14 protein-coding genes and 1 pseudogene are annotated in these 17,178 nt (G+C 71.9%); 4 read left to right on the forward strand and 11 right to left on the reverse strand.

The genetic code is table 11. The features are described from left to right. Positions 1–481: 481 nt before the first annotated feature. From ACIQTO_RS00990 to ACIQTO_RS01010, 5 genes and pseudogenes are all read right to left on the reverse strand, one after another. A complete protein-coding gene (locus ACIQTO_RS00990; RefSeq protein ID WP_402381130.1) occupies positions 482–1,357 on the reverse strand; it encodes a hypothetical protein in 876 nt (291 codons plus the stop codon). Between the two features lie 137 nt (positions 1,358–1,494). Next, positions 1,495–1,656: pseudogene (locus ACIQTO_RS00995) on the reverse strand (aminotransferase); the annotation flags it as partial. Between the two features lie 133 nt (positions 1,657–1,789). Continuing rightward, positions 1,790–2,353: a YbjN domain-containing protein gene (locus ACIQTO_RS01000; RefSeq protein WP_402381133.1), complete on the reverse strand. Its 564-nt coding sequence runs from the start codon at positions 2,351–2,353 to the stop codon at positions 1,790–1,792. A 240-nt stretch (positions 2,354–2,593) separates the two neighbouring features. Next, complete coding sequence (clpB, locus tag ACIQTO_RS01005) at positions 2,594–5,200, reverse strand: ATP-dependent chaperone ClpB (RefSeq protein ID WP_402381136.1); 2,607 nt, start codon at positions 5,198–5,200, stop codon at positions 2,594–2,596. Between the two features lie 110 nt (positions 5,201–5,310). After that, complete coding sequence (locus ACIQTO_RS01010; protein WP_402381138.1) at positions 5,311–6,303, reverse strand: LysR family transcriptional regulator; 993 nt, start codon at positions 6,301–6,303, stop codon at positions 5,311–5,313. Positions 6,304–6,373: 70 nt separating this feature from the next. Between ACIQTO_RS01010 and ACIQTO_RS01015 the strand changes: the two genes are divergently transcribed. The 3 genes from ACIQTO_RS01015 to ACIQTO_RS01025 all read left to right on the forward strand — a co-directional run bounded on the left by ACIQTO_RS01015 (position 6,374) and on the right by ACIQTO_RS01025 (position 10,141). Beyond that, positions 6,374–7,474, forward strand: a complete 1,101-nt coding sequence (locus ACIQTO_RS01015) for a TDT family transporter (protein ID WP_402381141.1) — start codon at positions 6,374–6,376, stop codon at positions 7,472–7,474. A 707-nt stretch (positions 7,475–8,181) separates the two neighbouring features. Next, complete coding sequence (locus tag ACIQTO_RS01020) at positions 8,182–9,171, forward strand: LuxR C-terminal-related transcriptional regulator (protein ID WP_402381144.1); 990 nt, start codon at positions 8,182–8,184, stop codon at positions 9,169–9,171. After that, positions 9,164–10,141: a LuxR C-terminal-related transcriptional regulator gene (locus ACIQTO_RS01025; protein WP_402381147.1), complete on the forward strand. Its 978-nt coding sequence runs from the start codon at positions 9,164–9,166 to the stop codon at positions 10,139–10,141. Before ACIQTO_RS01020 ends, ACIQTO_RS01025 begins: the two co-directional genes overlap by 8 nt. A 7-nt stretch (positions 10,142–10,148) precedes the next feature. Here the strand turns inward: ACIQTO_RS01025 and ACIQTO_RS01030 are convergent, their stop codons facing one another. Further along, complete coding sequence (locus ACIQTO_RS01030; protein ID WP_360635537.1) at positions 10,149–10,775, reverse strand: hypothetical protein; 627 nt, start codon at positions 10,773–10,775, stop codon at positions 10,149–10,151. Between the two features lie 344 nt (positions 10,776–11,119). Between ACIQTO_RS01030 and ACIQTO_RS01035 the strand changes: the two genes are divergently transcribed. After that, a complete protein-coding gene (locus ACIQTO_RS01035; protein ID WP_402381149.1) occupies positions 11,120–11,290 on the forward strand; it encodes a hypothetical protein in 171 nt (56 codons plus the stop codon). A gap of 72 nt (positions 11,291–11,362) precedes the next feature. On the opposite strand, the gene ACIQTO_RS01040 is transcribed toward ACIQTO_RS01035, so the two are convergent. From ACIQTO_RS01040 to dnaK, 5 genes are all read right to left on the reverse strand, one after another. After that, positions 11,363–12,352, reverse strand: a complete 990-nt coding sequence (locus ACIQTO_RS01040) for a hypothetical protein (protein ID WP_402381152.1) — start codon at positions 12,350–12,352, stop codon at positions 11,363–11,365. 211 nt (positions 12,353–12,563) lie between these two features. After that, the gene (locus ACIQTO_RS01045; RefSeq protein ID WP_402381155.1) at positions 12,564–13,070 is read right to left on the reverse strand and encodes a heat shock protein transcriptional repressor HspR; all 507 of its coding nucleotides are present in this window, start codon (positions 13,068–13,070) and stop codon (positions 12,564–12,566) included. Between the two features lie 7 nt (positions 13,071–13,077). After that, on the reverse strand, positions 13,078–14,232 hold the full coding sequence (gene dnaJ, locus ACIQTO_RS01050; protein ID WP_402381157.1) for a molecular chaperone DnaJ: 1,155 nt from the start codon (positions 14,230–14,232) through the stop codon (positions 13,078–13,080). 245 nt (positions 14,233–14,477) lie between these two features. Then, complete coding sequence (grpE, locus tag ACIQTO_RS01055) at positions 14,478–15,095, reverse strand: nucleotide exchange factor GrpE (protein WP_402381160.1); 618 nt, start codon at positions 15,093–15,095, stop codon at positions 14,478–14,480. Further along, positions 15,092–16,930, reverse strand: a complete 1,839-nt coding sequence (gene dnaK / locus ACIQTO_RS01060) for a molecular chaperone DnaK (protein WP_380572578.1) — start codon at positions 16,928–16,930, stop codon at positions 15,092–15,094. Before dnaK ends, grpE begins: the two co-directional genes overlap by 4 nt. Between the last annotated feature and the right edge of the window lie 248 nt (positions 16,931–17,178).

Raw genomic sequence — 17,178 nt, forward strand, 5'->3', positions numbered from 1 at the left:
ATCCGCAACCTGTTCCCCCGGGTGGCGGGCTTCTCCGGAGCACCGCCCGGGGGACTCGTGGACGAGCAACGCCCCGGCACTCCACGGAAGATCGGCGCCGAGCAGATCGAAGGCCTCGTCGCCGCCGATCGTCCGCGGAGCGGCCCCCCGGGACCCCGTCCACTGGTCGAGGACATCCACGGCAGCCGGAGACCGAGGTTTCGAAGTCCCTGCGGGAGGCGTCCGGCGGGCCCTCGGCCGCCGGCCTCGCCCGGCCTCCGGTGCCGAGCCGTCACCGGATTCGTTGGCCGCCGGCATCGCCTGCCGGTAGTCCGCGCGGTCCGGCTGGGCGCGCGGTCGTTCACCGGTGCGGCCTCCCCGCGCCTCCCCGCCCCCGGCCTCGACCGGTTCGCGGCGCGTGTGCCGACGAATCCGCCGACGGGGAGGAGGGCCAGGGCGAACAACAGGAGCGGACTGCGGCGGTGGCGGCCGGCCACCACCGTCATGCCTGGCCCAGCAGCATCTTGGCGGCGGCGATCCGCTGCTGGGAAGTCTCCTTCACGGCTTGGAGGGCCTGCTCGTTCCTGCCGATGTACAGCTGCTGATAGGCCGTCAGCACGGCGTTCCAGGTGCCCAGCAGCTTCACCTGCCCCTTGCAGTTCATGTCGGCGGCCGCTGTGTCCCGTTCCTCCTGCGACACCTGTTCCGGCCAGGCCGCCGAACTCGCCTGCACCGGATTCGCGTAGGTGTAACCCAGCTCGGCCATACAGCTCTGCCAGTTCGCGAGCGAGGAGCGGACCCGGCTGTCGACGGCGGCGTGGTCGTACGCCTTGCCACGGAGGGTGCCCACCAGGTCCGAGGCGGTGTCCTTGATGCCCTCCGCTTGGAGCCGCCGGTCGAACTCGCCCGTGCAGCCCCGGTCCGCCCTGCGGTCGGCGGCACCGGCCTTGGTCCCGATCTCCCCGTCCAGGGCCTTCCGGTATTCGGGGCTCTGCCCGGGCGGATTCCCCGTACCGGTGGTGCCGTTGCCGCCTGGCCTGGGCGGCCGGTGGTACCCGGTCTGCTGCGCGGCGGAGACGGAGAGCAGGCCCAGGAGCGAGGCGTCGATGGGAGTCGGCGGGGGACGTGTCGGCGTCGGCCCGGGGTCGTAGTCGAACCCCTTGGCGGCCATGCAGGTCCGGGTGGCCTGGCCCATGGCCCGGAAGATCAGCGCGGACTCCTCGGCCCCGACCGAGTAGCCGTCCAGTGGAAGGGCTACCGGGGAGCCGTCGCCCGGGTCCACCCCGATCTGCGGGACCGCCGGTTCACCCACGATGTCGGGATCGCCGCCCGTCTTCCCGTCCTTGCCGCAGCCGACCGTGAGAACCGCTAAAGCCACGACGGCGATGACCAATCGGGCCCTGTTCGTCCACATACCACACGCCACCTTCGTGTCCGACGTCGCCTGTTGACGCAAGCTTCGCACTGCCGCGCCCCCGCCGAAGGGGTGGGGCCGCGACCACTGGGAAAGGTCCGATCGGTGGCGCCGGCGGTGACGAGCACCTCGGTGTCCGGGGCGTGGGCGAGGCCGCGGAAGCGCCGCTGGTGCTCGGCGATCGTGGTGCGCGGCTCGGGGATGCCGGGGCCGGGCGGGTACTGGTTGCCCCGGCCCGCCAGTACGGCGTCGGCGGCGGCCTCGTCCCCGTTGCGGCTCCTCGTGCCTCGTCGTCCGCCCCGTCCTCGGGGCGGTGGGCGGCCGGGGACGAGAACGGCCCGCCGCCGGGGGTGCCGGTGGCGGGCCGTGCCGCGGAGCGGAGCCGGGGCGGGAGGATCAGGCCTCGTTGGTGCCCTCGGGGGCCTCGCCCTCGCCCTCCTCGCCCTCGATCTCCTTCTGCAGGCCGAGGCGCTCGACGATCCACTGCTCGAACCCGACGGCGGCCTGGGTCCAGTTGGCGGTGGTGGTGACGAAGTAGTCCAGGTTCACGCCGGTGCCGACGATCATCTGGGCCTCGCCGATCAGGCGGACGACGCCGTCCTCGTGCGTGTGGGTGTAGACCTTGGGCCAGAGGGTGTCGCGGTTCCACTCGTCGATGAGGTCGAGGATCTCGGCCTTGTCCTCCAGCGGGTACGCGCGGTCGTAGAACGCGCGGACCGCGAAGAGCTCCTTCTGCTCGCCGCGGAACATGTAGTAGACGCGGAAGCCCTCCCAGGGGGCGGTCAGGTCGCCCTCCTCGTCCACGACGTGCTTGAGCTGCATCTGGTCCAGCAGCTGGGTCACCAGAGCCTGGTCCGGGACGACGATCGGCGGCGGGCCCGCCGGCTGACCGCCCTGGCCGCCGGGCTGTCCGCCCTGCGGCAGACCGAACGACGGGATGGACGACGGGTCGATGCTCATGGGGGTCCTCTTCCTCAGTGCACGTGGTGGCCGGCAATGAGAGGCCGCCCTTTCCACCTCCCATCCTGCCTCATTCGGGCCCTCCCTCACAGGGGAGCCCGGGCGGCGGGGAGGGCATCGGTGGATCTTGTCGGAGCCGGGTCCGGGCACCCCGGGAGGGAGCGCCGCCGGGGGTGGGCGCGGCACCGGGCCGCCCCCGCGGGGAACGGGGGCGGCCCGGGCCGGGAGGCTCCGCGGGCGCTACTTCTCCAGCGGGCCGCGGGCACGGACGGTGAGGCGGTCGCCCTCCTCGGCCCGTTCCACCAGCACGGTGTCGCCGTCGTGCACCTGGCCGGAGAGGATGGCCCGGGCCAGCTGGTCGCCGATCGCGGACTGCACCAGGCGGCGCAGCGGCCGGGCCCCGTACGCCGGGTCGTAGCCGGTGAGCGCCAGCCACTCCCGGGCGGCCGCGTCGACCTCCAGGGTGAGTCGGCGCTCGCCCAGCCGGGCGGCCAGCCGGGCCACCTGGAGGTCGACGATCCGGCTCAGCTCGGCGGTGCCCAGCGGGTCGAAGACCACGATGTCGTCGAGGCGGTTGAGGAACTCCGGCTTGAACGCGGCCCGCACCGACTCCAGCACCAGCTGCTTCTTCCGGTCCTCCGGGGTCGCCGGGTCCACCAAGAACTGGCTACCCAGGTTGGAGGTCAGGATCAGGATCGCGTTGCGGAAGTCGACCGTGCGCCCCTGGCCGTCGGTGAGCCGGCCGTCGTCGAGCACCTGGAGCAGCACGTCGAAGACCTCGGGGTGGGCCTTCTCCACCTCGTCCAGCAGCACCACGCTGTAGGGGCGGCGGCGGACCGCCTCGGTGAGCTGGCCGCCCTCCTCGTAGCCGATGTACCCGGGCGGGGCACCGACCAGCCGGGAGACGGAGTGCTTCTCGCCGTACTCGCTCATGTCGATCCGGACCATCGCCCGCTCGTCGTCGAACAGGAAGTCGGCCAGGGCCTTGGCGAGTTCGGTCTTGCCGACGCCGGTGGGGCCGAGGAACAGGAAGGAGCCGGTCGGGCGGTCCGGGTCGGCCACGCCGGAGCGGGTGCGCCGCACCGCGTCCGAGACGGCCTGGACGGCTTCGGTCTGGCCGATCAGGCGCTGCCCCAACTCGTCCTCCACACGCAGGAGTTTGGCGCTCTCGCCCTCCAGCAGCCGGCCGGCCGGGATGCCCGTCCAGGAGGCGACCACGTCGGCCACGTCGTCCGGGCCGACCTCCTCCTTGACCATGGAGGCGGAGGCGTCCTCACCGGCGGCGCCCTCCTGTGCCTCGGTCAGCTCGTGCTCGGCGGCCGGGATCTCGGCGTACATCAGCTTGGACGCGCGCTCGAAGTCACCGTCCCGCTGGGCGCGTTCGAGTGCGCCCTGCAGGTCGTCCAGCCGCTCCTTGAGCTCGCCGACCCGGTTGAGGCTCTTCTTCTCCTGCTCCCACCGGGCCGTGAGCACGCTCAACTGCTCGTTCTTGTCGGCGAGATCGCGCCGCAGCCGGGTCAGCCGGTCGACCGAGGCCGGGTCGGACTCCTTCTCCAGGGCCAGCTCCTCCATGCGCAACCGGTCCACGGCGCGCTGGAGTTCGTCGATCTCGACGGGGGAGGAGTCAATCTCCATCCGCAGCCGGGAGGCCGCCTCGTCGACCAGGTCGATCGCCTTGTCGGGCAGGAAGCGCGAGGTGATGTAGCGGTTGGACAGGGTGGCGGCGGCGACCAGGGCGGCGTCCGAGATCTGCACCTTGTGGTGCGCCTCGTACCGGCCCTTGAGGCCGCGCAGGATGGCGATCGAGTCCTCCACGCTGGGTTCGCCGACCAGCACCTGCTGGAAGCGGCGTTCCAGCGCCGGGTCCTTCTCGATCCGCTCGCGGTACTCGTCCAGGGTGGTGGCGCCGACCATCCGCAGCTCGCCGCGGGCCAGCATCGGCTTGAGCATGTTGCCGGCGTCCATCGCGGAGTCGCCGCCGGCGCCCGCGCCGACCATGGTGTGCAGTTCGTCGATGAAGGTGACGACCTGGCCGTCGCTCTGCTTGATGTCGTTCAGGACGGCCTTCAGCCGCTCCTCGAACTCGCCGCGGTACTTGGCGCCGGCGACCATCGCGCTGAGGTCCAGCGCGACCAGCCGCTTGCCGCGCAGCGACTCCGGCACGTCGCCGGCGACGATGCGCTGGGCCAGGCCCTCGACGACGGCGGTCTTGCCGACGCCGGGCTCGCCGATCAGCACGGGGTTGTTCTTGGTGCGCCGGGAGAGCACCTGGACGACCCGGCGGATCTCCTGGTCCCGCCCGATGACGGGGTCGAGCTTGCCGTCCCGGGCGGCCTGGGTGAGGTCGGTGCCGTACTTCTCCAGCGCCTTGTAGGTGCCCTCCGGGTCGGGGGAGGTGACCCGGCCGCTGCCGCGGACGTCCTTGAAGGCGGCGAGCAGGCCCTTCGCGGTGGCCCCGTGCCGGGTGAGCAGATCGGCGACGGCGCCGCCCTCGGCGGCCAGCCCGACCATCAGGTGCTCGGTGGAGACGTACTGGTCGTCCAGGTCCTCGGCGCGCCGGCCGGCCTCGGTGAGCACGGCCAGCGTGTCCCGGGCCAGCTGGGGCGCGGCGACGGTGGAGCCCATCGCGCTGGGCAGCCCGGCCGCCTGCCGGCGGGCCTCGCTGTCGATCCGGGCGGTGTCCGCGCCGACCGCCTTCAGCAGCGGCCCGGCGATGCCCTCGGGCTGCTCCAGCAGGGCGATCAGGATGTGCACCGGCTTGACGTCCGGATTCCCCGCGGCGCCGGCCTGCCGGATCGCGGCAGACAGGGCGTCCTGCGTCTTGGTGGTGAACTTGCTGGCGTCCACTGCTGGGGTGTCCTCCTCGCTGATGGCGAACTGGGGTGGTGCGTTCTCACGGCGACCGTCGGCCGCCATCTCTGATGACTACAGCATGCACTAAGTTGAGTCTATTCCGCTCAACTTTCGAATGAACGCTTGGGGTGCCCGGGGGCGGTGTAGCGGTCGAGGCGCGGCGCGGGCTGCCAGCCGGTGCGGGCGGACGGACCGGACCGGCGGGTCAGCACCAGCAGCTCCCGGGCCGGCCCGCCCGGCCGGTGCCCGGCCGGCCAGACCGCGCGCAGCGGACGCCGCAGGTCCAGCCCCTCGGCCAGCGGCACGGCCACCAGCCGCCGGGTCGCCAGCTCCTCCGTCACCGCCAGCTCGCTCAGGCAGACCGGTCCGGCCCCGGTCATCGCCGCCGCCTTCAGCGCGGTCGACGAGGCCAGCTCCAGCCGCGGCTTCGCCGCACCGCCGTAGGGTGCCAGCGCCATCTCCAGGACCTCCCGGGTGCCCGACCCGGGCTCGCGCAGCACCAGCGGGGTGGCGGCCAGCTCGGCGCCGGTCACCGGGGCCCGGCGGCGGGCCCAGGCGTGGCCCGGCGCCACCACGACCACCAGCCGGTCGGCGGCCACCACCGCGCCGGCCAGCCCCGGTGGGGTGGACGGGCCCTCGACGAAGCCGAGGTCGGCCTCGCCGGCCAGCACGTGGCCGGCGACGTCCGACGAGTTGGCGGTCCGCAGCGTCACCGCGGTGCCCGGGCTGGTCTCGTGCAGCGCCAGCAGCCAGCCGGGCATCAGGTACTCGGCGACGGTCAGGCTGGCGACCACCACCAGCCGGGCGTCCCGCCGCTCGCGCAGCGCGTCGATCCCGGCGTCCAGGGCCTGCGCCGCCTCCACCACGTGCCGCGCCCACTCGACCACCAGCAGCCCGGCCTTGGTCGGCCGGGAGCCGCGGGGGGAGCGCTCCAGCAGCGGTACGCCGATCTGCCGCTCCATGCCCTTGATCCGGGCGCTGGCGGTCGGCTGGCTCACGCCGAGTTCGGCCGCCGCCCGCCCGACACTGCCCAGGCGGGCCACCGTGAGCAGCAGTTCCAGTGCTCCTAGTTCGGGGACGTGCGGAGAGAGAGCCATAGGTTCAGGCTATGCCGTCATAGGCCGTTGGGCGCTACCGGCCGCCGACGGTGGACGGCACGGTGGTGTCATGGCCATCCTCACCGGCGTACGACCGCTCAGCCGCACCGCCCGCTTCGACCTCGCCCAGCTCGGCCCCAACTGGTACGCGGTGGTGATGGGCACCGCGATCGTCGGCAACGGCGCGGCCGTGCTGCCCGTCCGGCTGCCGGGGCTGATCGGGTTCGGCGAGCTGATGTGGGCGCTCGGGGCGGTCGCGCTGCTGGTGCTCGGCACCGCCCGGGTGGTCCACCTCACCCGGCACCGCGCCGCCGCCCGGGCCCACCTGCTGGACCACCCGGCCACCGCGGTCTTCTACGGCTGCCCGCCGATCGCCATGCTCGCGGTCGGCCTCGGCACGCTCACCCTCGGCTCGCGGGTGATCGGCACCGGCCCGGCCGTCGCGGTGGACGCGGTGCTCTGGAGCGTCGGGACGCTGTACGCGCTGGCGGTCGCGGCCGGCATCCCGTACCTGATGATCACCCGGCACACCGTCACCCCGCTGGAGGCCAACCCGACCTGGCTGCTGCCGGTGGTCGCGCCGCTGGTCGCCTCCGCCACCGGCCCCGCGCTCGTCCCGCACCTGCCGGCCGGCGTGGCACAGCAGAGCCTGCTGTACGGCTGCTGCGCGCTGTTCGGGGTCGGGCTGCTGGCCATCCTGGCGCTGCTGCCGGTGGTGCTCACCGGGCTGGTGCACAGCAAGCTGCCCGCCCTGGCGCTCACCCCGTCGCTCTTCCTGGTGCTCGGCCCGCTCGGCCAGTCCACCACGGCCGTCCACCAACTCGCCGACGCCGCCCGCCCGGTGGCTCCGCGGCTGGCCCCGGTCGGGCTCGCCCTCGCGGAGCTCTACGGGGTCGCGGTGCTCGGCGTCGCGATGCTCTGGCTGGTCATCGCCACCGCCGCCAACCTGCGCGCCCGCCGCGCCGGGATGTCCTTCGGGATGACCTGGTGGGCGTACACCTTCCCGGTCGGCACCTGTGTCACCGGCGCCTCGGCGCTCGCCCGGCACACCGGCTTCGCGGGGTTCACCGGTCTCGCGGCCGGGCTCTTCGTGCTGCTCGCCGCCGCCTGGGCGGTCGCGGCCGGCGGCACCGCCGCCGGGCTGGCCGGCGGGCGGCTGCTGGCCCGTTAGGTCCGGTCCGGCCGGGCAGGGCCTAGCAGAGCCGTCACGTTCGGGTCAAGACCGGTCACGGTGGGTGGCGGCGAGATCATGGGGGTGTGAGTGAAGGAATCATGGAGAATCCGTGAAGGATGCCCGATCGGGCAGTCCGCTCCCGGGGCACCCTGCTCCGCCACCGACTGAACGGACGGTCGCCGCGCGCCCGGCCACCGCGCTGACCTCGGCTTTTCCGGCACTCCCGGCGATCCGCCCGGACGCCGCCGCCGCGCCCCGGTGCAGGTTCCTGCAATTGCGAAAACATGCACTCGGGCGGCACTTGTTCACCGGCCGTCACGCTGTGATGGTGGAGACACGCCAAGGCCCTCGGGGCAACCGTAGCCCGCTGGTGGTGACTTGCTCTTCAATACTGGATGCGAGAGGTACGTCCGTACCTGCATATCGGGGGGAAGAGCGCCGGCCGGGACGCCATGTGTGGTGATGGTCCCCGGGACCGGAGCCGGCGAGGCGTTGCTGCTCCGCCTCGCCGGAAGCACCGTGGAATTGGCGTGCTGCCGGCGGACCCCCGGAAGCCCGGTGTGCGACGGCACCCGGGCCCGGGGGATCCGCCGGCCCGCAGTACCGTGAGCGCGTGCGGCGTCGGTACCGGAACCACGATCGACCCCGGTGGGGCACACGCGGCACAGGAAGATCCGAGACCCATCCGGCAGGGAGTGTTCGAGGTGACGGCGGACTCGACGGCCGCCCCGGGCACCACCGCGCCGGGCGGTGAACCCGACGAGGCGGCCCGGCAGCTCTACCTGGCCGTGCTCGCCGCCGGCGGCCGGGTGCCCGCCGCCGACGTCCCGGAGGCCGACCGGGCCGCGCTGCGCCGCCTGGTCGACATCGGCCTGCTGATGCCCAACCCGATGGACGCCTGCTACACCGCCGTCAGCCCGCGGTCGGTCAGCGACCGGCTCGGCGCCGAACTGCGCAGCGAGGCCACCCGGCTGCTGGTCCGCGCCGAGAACCTCCCCGGAGCCCTGGACGGCCTCACCCGCGCGTACGACGCGATGCCCCGCCCGCCCCAGCGCTCCGGCGGCACCGTCTACATCGAGGGCCACGTGCACATCCGCCAGCGGATCTCCCAGCTGGTCGCCGACTGCCGGACCGAGGTCCTCACCGCCCAGCCCGGCCACCGCCCGGCCGACGCCCTGAAGATCGCGCTCCTCCAGGACGTCCGGCTGCTGCAGCGCGGCTGCTCGCTGCGCACCGTCTACCAGCCGGTCGCGGTCTCCGATCCGGCCGCGCTCGCCTACGCGGACGAGGTCACCCGGCACGGCTCGCGGATCCGGATCCTGGACGAGGCGTTCCAGCGCCTGTTCGTCTTCGACCGCTCGGTCGCGGTGATCTCCGCCAACGAGGACAACAGCACCGCCGCCTTCATCTCCGACCCGGCCGCGATCGCCTTCCTGGTCGGCACCTTCGAACGCGACTGGGCCCGCGCCGACGCCGTCGACTGGTCCGGCACCGTCGCCAGGGGCGCCGCCGGGGACGCTCCCGACCGGGTCGGCCGGCTGCTCGCCAAGGGCCTCACCCAGCGCACCGTCGCCACCCGGCTGGGCCTGAGCGAGCGGACCGTCGCCGCGCACATCTCCCGGCTGCGCGAACGCCACGGCGCGCAGACGCTCTTCCAGCTCGGCTGGCTGATGCGGGGCGGCCGCGATGACTGAGACCCGGGTCCCGCTCCCGGACGCCGACGCCCGGGAGCTGTACCGGCGCGTCCTGCACGAGGGCGGGCGGCTGCGGATCGACGAGGTGCGCGCGCAGGACGCCCCGGCGATCCGCCAGCTGACCGACGTCGGGCTGCTCACGCTGCGGCACGCGGACGGCGTGTACCGCGCGGTGAACCCGCGTGCGGTCGGTGAGCGGATCGGCGCCGGCCTCCGGGAGGAGGGCGCGCGCCTGCTGGCCCGGGCGGCCCTCGTCCCGGAGCTCCTCGACGACCTGACCCAGGCCTACGACGCCGCGCCCGGCCGGTACGACCGCGCCGGCGGCGTCCGGCGGATCACCGGGATGGAGCACATCCGCCACCTGATCTCGCAGCTCGCCGACGAGCACCGCCGCGAGGCCTGGGCGGCCCAGCCCGGCGGAGCCCGGCCGCCCGCCCATATGAAGGACTCCCTGGAGCACACCCGCCGCTACCTCGAACGCGGTGGCAGCATGCGCACCATCTACGAGGCGAGCGCCCGCCTCGACGCCCCGACCGTCGAGTACGCGGCGATGTCGGCCGGTCTCGGCAGTCCGATCCGCACCATGGTCGTGCCGTTCAAACGCGTGCTGATCTTCGACCGCAGGGTGGCGGTCATCCCGGCGGCCCCGGACAACACCAGCGCGGCGCTGGTGGAGGACTCCGCGATGGTCGCCTTCCTGGTGGACGTGTTCGAGCAGCAGTGGCGGCAGGCGGAGGGGGTGAACTGGTCGGCGCTGGCCGCCGGCGCGGCGGAGCCGGCGGTGCACGACCGGATCGGCCGCCTGCTGGCGCAGGGGTTGACCCAACGGGCGATCGCGAGCCGGCTGGGTCTGAGCGAGCGGACGGTCGCCGGTCACATCTCGCGGTTGCGGGAGCTGTACGACGCGGAGACGCTCTTCCAGCTCGGCTGGCAGATGCGGGGAGCCCGGACGGGGGAGTCCGATGGGTGAGCCGCGGTCAGCCGGTCGCCGCGCCGGTGGGCCAGTAGCCGGTCGGGCCGACCACCGGGGGCTGCTGCCGGGGGACGCTGAACTGGTCGCCGGGCGCGGTCCAGAAGCCCTCGCGCAGCGAGAGCGCCATGCCGGCCCAGTCGAGGGCGGTCTCCACGGTGTGGTGGAGGGCCTCCTGCGACCAGGTGTCGTCGAAGACCAGCGGCAGCACCGGGGCGACCTGCTCGATGGTGGCGATCAGCGGGTTGTGCGTGATCGCCTCGTCCACCAGCAGGACGATCGGCTTGCGCAGGGCCGACGCCCAGCCCAGCTCCAGGCTCACGCCGGCCGAGAGCGGCGCGCCGACGTAGGCGAAGACCAGGTCGGCGGACTGCAGCGCGCGGAAGTCCGACGGCACCCGGGGCTCGGGGGCCCGGCCGGCGACGGTCCAGGCGTCACTGTGGTGGGCGCTGTACACGGCGGCGCCGCTGCGCAGGAGAGTGGTGCGAAGTGTCGTCAGCCGCGTCCGGCTGGCCAGGGTCACCACGCTGTCCGCCGGGCCGGTCAGCCGCATCAGCGGCGCGGCCAGGAACACGCGTGCACGCCGGCCCTCGGGGGCCTGGCTGTCGTGGTGACGCAGGTAGGGCTCGGTCATGTCGACTCCGGGGGAAGGCCGACCGGATTGGGGGACGGTGCCGGCAGGCGTTGAGAGTAGTTGCTGCTTCAGGTGGATCCAGTGCCCTGTGGTGATGAAGAATTGACCGTACAGCAACAGGTTTTTGACCTGGTGCTGGACCATCGGGGGCGAACTGATCGTCTATCAGCGGTCGCGGCCGCGTCCAGGTTTCTGCCCTGTCATCTGGCTGCCTGGCAGGGAGATGACGCCGCCGGAGGACAACGGGGAGGTGACACCACAACTCGATGTGCGGCATCATGTGGACTCCAGTGCTATTAGTTCAGCTTGAGCAACTTTCGGAAAGGAGTGGGCTGGTGTCCCGTATGTCCAAGCTTGTGCGCAAGGTCGTGCTTCCGATTGCCGTCGCGGCTGGAGCTTTGATCGGTGTCTGCGTCATGTCAAGCAGCGCGCAGTCACAGGTGGACGCAGGTGCCGATGATTCCCGCACCCAGGCTGCGGTTTACCTCGTCGCCAATGACATGAACTGGGGCTGACCGCTCCCCGTCATTGCCGATGTTCAGTGCCGAAAGGCTCCAGGCGCGGGCGCCCGCCGTCCTCGGGGTCGCTCACTCGGGTCTGTGCCGCGCGGCCCGGCCGAGCATGTAGCCCAGCTGGAACAGGGAGTCGACGTTGTAGTCCTCCCGCATCTCGGCTATATGTCTCGCCAGCGTGCGCTCGCTGATACCGAGTCTGCGGGCGATGACCCGATGGTTCGTACCGGAAAGAAGCAGGTCGATGATCGTCTGGCGCAGCCGGGAGACCACCTGCTGCGGGACGGTGGTGTCGCCGTCGAACTCCAGCGCCCGCCCCCAGTTGCGCTCGAATACCTCTTCCACGAGATATTTGATGACCGCCGGGTCGTGGATGAAAGCGGCGAGATCGTCATCGCCCACCGGAATTACCGCGAGACGCCGGTCGACAATGATGAGGCGGGCGTACGGTTCGTCCAGAGTGCGAAACTGATAACCCTCCTTCGCCAGTCGTGACACGTATTCACGGGTGGGTTGGTGGTACCGGGTGCTGGCGTTGTAGATCGTGCGCATCGAAGCGCCCTGCTGCAGGCTCTTGAGGTCCCGTTCCATTCCCGCGGCGAGCAGCTCCGGGGGGCGCGGGCCGCCCGGCTGCATGGCGAGTCCCTCGGTCATACCGGTGGCCATGCATTGTTGGAGGCGCTGATTGATGAGCGCCTTGCCCTGGACGTATTCGATGGGGCCGCCGGCCTGATCGGGGCTGTGGAAGGCGTCGGCCAATTCACTGAGGTCGGCCGGCAGGGCGACCGCCCGGGCCAGCAGATCGAGGGCCTGGCGCTGGTAGGCCGAGCTCAGGCTGAAGGAGAGCTGGGCCGGGTCGACCGCGATGAGCGAGCCGGGTTCGTCGCTGTCGGGAATGAGCAGACCGAGGTCCATGAGCTCGCGGAGCGCGGCGCTCTCGGCGGGGCCGGCGTCGGTCCCCAGCCGGCCATTGCCGTGGACGGTCCTGAGATAGAGCGTTCGGGCATCCGCAGACAGTATTCGCGATCCGCCAGCTGCGGGACCGGGCTGCTCTCGCCCACTCATCTTCGGCTCCCTGTCGTCGACCGGACAAGTGGTCAACGTTCTAAAGTCGGTTGTACCAGGCATCCTAGGTTGCGATCACGGCCAGTAGGACTGCCACCGACAGCACTGCCTGCCAGGGGCACGCTCCGGTCCAGCACTCTCTCACAGACAAGCGAGCCGCCGGCACCCCCCGATCAGGAGGGAGCCGGCGGCGGGTGCCGTGGTGGCGGGGTTACCGCTTGGGACGCCAGACGACCAGCGCGCTGGACTGGGTCGGCGGCTGGTACGGGACGAGATCCCGCCGGTAGGAGGCGTGGACGGCGGCCTCGCGCTGCTGGAGCGCGGAGGCGGCGCCCTCGAGCGAGTCGACCAGTTCGGCGATCCGGGACTGGAGCGCGGTGACCTGGTTCTCCAGTTCGATGATCCGCTTGATCCCGGCCAGGTTGATGCCCTCGTCCTGGGAGAGCCGCTGGACCTCGCGCAGCTGCTGGATGTCGCGGCTGGAGTACCGCCGGCCGCGGCCGGCGGTGCGGTCGGGACAGACCAGGCCGAGGCGGTCGTACTGGCGCAGCGTCTGCGGGTGCAGACCGGAGAGCTCGGCGGCGACCGAGATCACGTAGACCGGGGTGTCCTCGGTAAGGACGTAGTGCGGCGGCGCCGCCGGACGGCGGGCGCGCGGGGCGCCGCCGGGCAGGCCTTCGCCGATTCCGGGGCCGATCGGGCCGCTGTCGGGGGTCATCTGGTCGTCACGCTCCCTTCGCCGCCTTGAACAGGGCGGCTCGTGGGTCGTCGGAGGCGGTGGCCTCGCGGTACTGCTCCAGGGCCGTCAGCGCGTCGCCGGTGACGTGCTGGGGCACCGCGACCTCCACGGTGACCAGGAGGTCGCCCCGGGTGCCGTCCTTGCGGGTGGCGCCCTTGCCGCGGGCCCGCAGGGTGAGGCCGTTGGCGCTGCCCGGGGGCAGCTTGAGCTTCACCGAGGGGCCGTTGAGCGTCGGTACCTCGATGGTGCCGCCCAGAGCGGCTTCGGGGAAGCTCACCGGCACGGTCACGGTCAGATTGTCGGCCTTGCGCCCGAAGACGGGGTGCGCGTCGACGTGCACGGTGACGTAGAGGTCGCCGGACTGGCCGCCGCGCTCGCCCTGGGCGCCCTTGCCCTTGAGCCGGATGCGCTGGGCGTCCTGGACGCCGGCCGGGATCCGGACCTGCATGGTGCGGGCCGAGCTGGCCCGGCCGCTGCCGTGGCAGTCGGCGCACGGGTCGTCGACGATCATGCCGCGGCCGCGGCAGTCGCGGCACGGCTCGGAGAGGGCGAAGGCGCCCTGGCCGCGGCTGACGGTGCCGGCGCCCACGCAGGTCGGACAGACCCGCGGGGTGGTACCGGCCTTGGCGCCGGTGCCGCTGCAGGTCCGGCAGGCGGCCTGGCTGGTCATCCGCAGCGGGACGGTCGCGCCGTCCACCGCCTCCTCGAAGGAGAGCGTCACCTCGGTCTCGACGTCGGCGCCGCGCCGCGGCTGCGGCTGCCGGCCGCCCCGGTTGAAGAGGCCGCCGAAGACGTCGCCGATCCCGCCGCCGCCCTGGCCGCCGCCCTGGCTGCCGGTGAAGAGGTCGCCGAAGTCGAAGCTGTAGTTGCCGCCGCCGGGACCGCCGGAGCGGTAGCCGCCGTTGGCGAAGAGGGTGCGCGCCTCGTCGTACTCCTTGCGGCGCTTGTCGTCCGACAGGACGTCATAGGCCTCGGAGATGTCCTTGAAGCGGTCCTCGGCCTTGGTGTCGCCCTTGTTCGCGTCGGGGTGGAACTCGCGCGCCAGCTTGCGGTACGTCTTCTTGATCTCGGTGGCGGAGGCGTCGCTGGGCACGCCGAGGACCTTGTAGTAGTCCTTCTCCACGTAGTCCTTGCCGCTCATGCGCCCGCCTCGCTTCGTCCGGCAGCCGCTTCGCGCAACGCGCGCCCTCGGTGGTCGATTCGCTCGTTACGCCCGCTCATGGCTGCCGCCACCTCCCGGAGTCAACAGGTAGGGATCCGGCGCGGGCGGGCCGGCCCGCCGCGGATCCACCGGACACCCCGCCACGGGGAACCGGGTCAACGGATACGGCGCTGCGGAGCCGGCCGCCGTACTGGCCGGCGTACGACTCCGCAGCGCACGGGGTGTCAGCTCTCCGAGCCACCGTCGGCCTTGTCCGACTCCGCGGACTTCGCCGACTCGGCGTCCGGCGCGGAGGTGGTCTGGGTGCCCGGCTGGGGCTCCGCGACCGCCACCATCGCCGGGCGGATGATCCGCTCGCCGATCCGGTAGCCGGGCTGGAGGATCTGCACGCAGGTGTCCTCGGTGACGTCCGAGGAGTAGCTGTGCATCAGCGCCTCGTGCATGGTCGGGTCGAAGGGCTCGCCCTCCTTGCCGAACTGCTGCAGGCCCAGCTTGGCCACGACCGTCTCCAGCGACTCGGCGACGGACTTGAAGCCGCCCGTCACCTCGCCGTGCTCGCGGGCCCGGCCGATGTCGTCCAGCACCGGGATCAGGGACTCCAGGATGTTGGAGACCGCGATCTCGCGGACCGTCAGACGGTCCCGCTCGACCCGCTTGCGGTAGTTCTGGTACTCGGCCTGAAGACGCTGGAGGTCGGCGGTCCGCTCGGCGAGCTCGCGCTTGGCGGCGGTCGCGTCACCGGTCTCGGCACCGGCCGAGGCGGCCTCCTCGGCGGCCTCGATCACGGCCTCCTCGGCGGCGGAGTCGTCGCCGGGCTCAGCACCCTGCGGCTTCTCCGTCATGCCGCACCGCCCTTGGGCTTCTCGTCGTCCACGATCTCGGCGTCGACCACGTCGTCGTCCTTGGCGCCGGCGGCGTCACCGGCCGGGGCGGCACCGGCGGCGTCGGCGTTGGCGTAGAGCGCCTGGCCGAGCTTCTGGGCGGTGGTGGAGACCTTCTCGGAGGCCTCGCGGATGGCCGCGATGTCCTCGCCCTTCAGGGCCTCCTTGAGCTCGCCGATGGCGGCCTCGACCTCGGTCTTGACGTCGGCCGGGAGCTTGTCCGCGTTGTCCGCGATGAACTTCTCGGTCGAGTAGACGAGCTGCTCGGCCTGGTTGCGGGTCTCGACCGACTCGCGGCGCTTGTGGTCCTCCTCCGCGTACTGCTCGGCCTCGCGCATCATGCGCTCGATGTCGTCCTTCGGCAGCGCGGAGCCGCCGGTGACGGTCATCTTCTGCTCCTTGCCGGTGCCGAGGTCCTTCGCGCCGACGTGCATGATGCCGTTGGCGTCGATGTCGAAGGTGACCTCGATCTGGGGCAGGCCGCGGGGGGCCGGCGGGAGACCGGTCAGCTCGAACATGCCGAGCTTCTTGTTGTACGCGGCGATCTCGCGCTCGCCCTGGTAGACCTGGATCTGCACCGACGGCTGGTTGTCCTCGGCCGTGGTGAAGATCTCGGAGCGCTTGGTCGGGATCGTGGTGTTGCGCTCGATCAGCTTGGTCATGATGCCGCCCTTGGTCTCGATGCCGAGGGACAGCGGGGTGACGTCGAGCAGCAGGACGTCCTTGACCTCGCCCTTGAGGACACCGGCCTGGAGCGCGGCGCCGATGGCGACGACCTCGTCCGGGTTGACGCCCTTGTTGGCGTCCTGCCCGCCGGTCATCTCCTTGACGAGCTCGGCGACGGCCGGCATCCGGGTGGAGCCACCGACCAGGACGACGTGGTCGATCTCGGAGAGCGAGATGCCGGCGTCCTTGATCACGTTGTGGAACGGGGTCTTGCAGCGCTCCAGCAGGTCGGCGGTCAGCTGCTGGAACTGGGCCCGGGTGAGCTTCTCGTCCAGGTGCAGCGGGCCCTCGGCGGAGGCCGTGATGTAGGGCAGGTTGATCGAGGTCTCGGAGGACGAGGACAGCTCGATCTTGGCCTTCTCGGCCGCCTCGCGCAGACGCTGGAGGGCCATCTTGTCCTTGGACAGGTCGACACCGTGGCCGGCCTGGAAGACCTTCACCAGGTGGTCGACGACCTTCTGGTCCCAGTCGTCACCGCCGAGGTGGTTGTCACCGTTGGTGGCCTTCACCTCGACGACGCCGTCGCCGATCTCCAGCAGGGACACGTCGAAGGTGCCGCCGCCGAGGTCGAAGACCAGAATGGTCTGGTCGTCCTTGTCCAGGCCGTAGGCCAGGGCGGCCGCGGTGGGCTCGTTGACGATGCGCAGGACGTTGAGGCCCGCGATCTCACCGGCCTCCTTGGTGGCCTGGCGCTCCGAGTCGGAGAAGTACGCCGGGACGGTGATGACGGCGTCGGTGACCGTCTCGCCCAGGTAGGCCTCGGCGTCCCGCTTCAGCTTCTGCAGCACGAAGGCGCTGATCTGCTGGGGGTTGAAGTCCTTGCCGTCCAGGTTGATCTTCCACCCGGTGCCCATGTGGCGCTTGACCGAGCGGATGGTCCGGTCGACGTTGGTGACCGCCTGGCGCTTGGCCACCTCGCCGACGAGCACCTCGCCGTTCTTGGCGAAGGCCACGACGGACGGCGTGGTCCGCGCACCCTCGGCGTTCGTGATGACGGTGGGTTCGCCACCCTCAAGGACGCTGACGACCGAGTTCGTCGTACCGAGGTCGATGCCGACCGCGCGTGCCATCGTTGGTACCTCCACGAAAGAGTTGAGCTTTACAGGCTCAAGGATGCACGACTCGGCGGAGAGCGTCAACAGCTATGAGTCGTTGGCGCTCAACTTTGCTGAGCCGCAAACTCCGGGCGACCCGCCCGGAAGGCGTGGCGCGTAGGGACTCGCGTGACTGCCGCCATACCTTGGGCATCTTCTGGAGGAGTGCCGGCGGGCGGTAATGTCCGGGCCGTCGGCCCGCGAAGTTACCGACGAGTACACTC

It is taken from the genome of Kitasatospora sp. NPDC091207, assembly GCF_044768625.1.
GTDB lineage: Bacteria > Actinomycetota > Actinomycetes > Streptomycetales > Streptomycetaceae > Kitasatospora.

What these genes read in the sequence shown, in the direction of transcription:
- ACIQTO_RS01000 (WP_402381133.1), bottom strand. Translation starts at nt 2,353, where the DNA reads ATGAGCATCGACCCGTCGTCCATCCCGTCGTTCGGTCTGCCGCAGGGC.
- ACIQTO_RS01010 (WP_402381138.1), bottom strand. Translation starts at nt 6,303, where the DNA reads ATGGCTCTCTCTCCGCACGTCCCCGAACTAGGAGCACTGGAACTGCTG.
- ACIQTO_RS01015 (WP_402381141.1), top strand. Translation starts at nt 6,374, where the DNA reads ATGGCCATCCTCACCGGCGTACGACCGCTCAGCCGCACCGCCCGCTTC.
- ACIQTO_RS01025 (WP_402381147.1), top strand. Translation starts at nt 9,164, where the DNA reads ATGACTGAGACCCGGGTCCCGCTCCCGGACGCCGACGCCCGGGAGCTG.
- ACIQTO_RS01030 (WP_360635537.1), bottom strand. Translation starts at nt 10,775, where the DNA reads ATGACCGAGCCCTACCTGCGTCACCACGACAGCCAGGCCCCCGAGGGC.
- ACIQTO_RS01035 (WP_402381149.1), top strand. Translation starts at nt 11,120, where the DNA reads ATGTCCAAGCTTGTGCGCAAGGTCGTGCTTCCGATTGCCGTCGCGGCT.
- ACIQTO_RS01040 (WP_402381152.1), bottom strand. Translation starts at nt 12,352, where the DNA reads ATGAGTGGGCGAGAGCAGCCCGGTCCCGCAGCTGGCGGATCGCGAATA.
- ACIQTO_RS01045 (WP_402381155.1), bottom strand. Translation starts at nt 13,070, where the DNA reads ATGACCCCCGACAGCGGCCCGATCGGCCCCGGAATCGGCGAAGGCCTG.
- dnaJ (WP_402381157.1), bottom strand. Translation starts at nt 14,232, where the DNA reads ATGAGCGGCAAGGACTACGTGGAGAAGGACTACTACAAGGTCCTCGGC.
- grpE (WP_402381160.1), bottom strand. Translation starts at nt 15,095, where the DNA reads ATGACGGAGAAGCCGCAGGGTGCTGAGCCCGGCGACGACTCCGCCGCC.
- dnaK (WP_380572578.1), bottom strand. Translation starts at nt 16,930, where the DNA reads ATGGCACGCGCGGTCGGCATCGACCTCGGTACGACGAACTCGGTCGTC.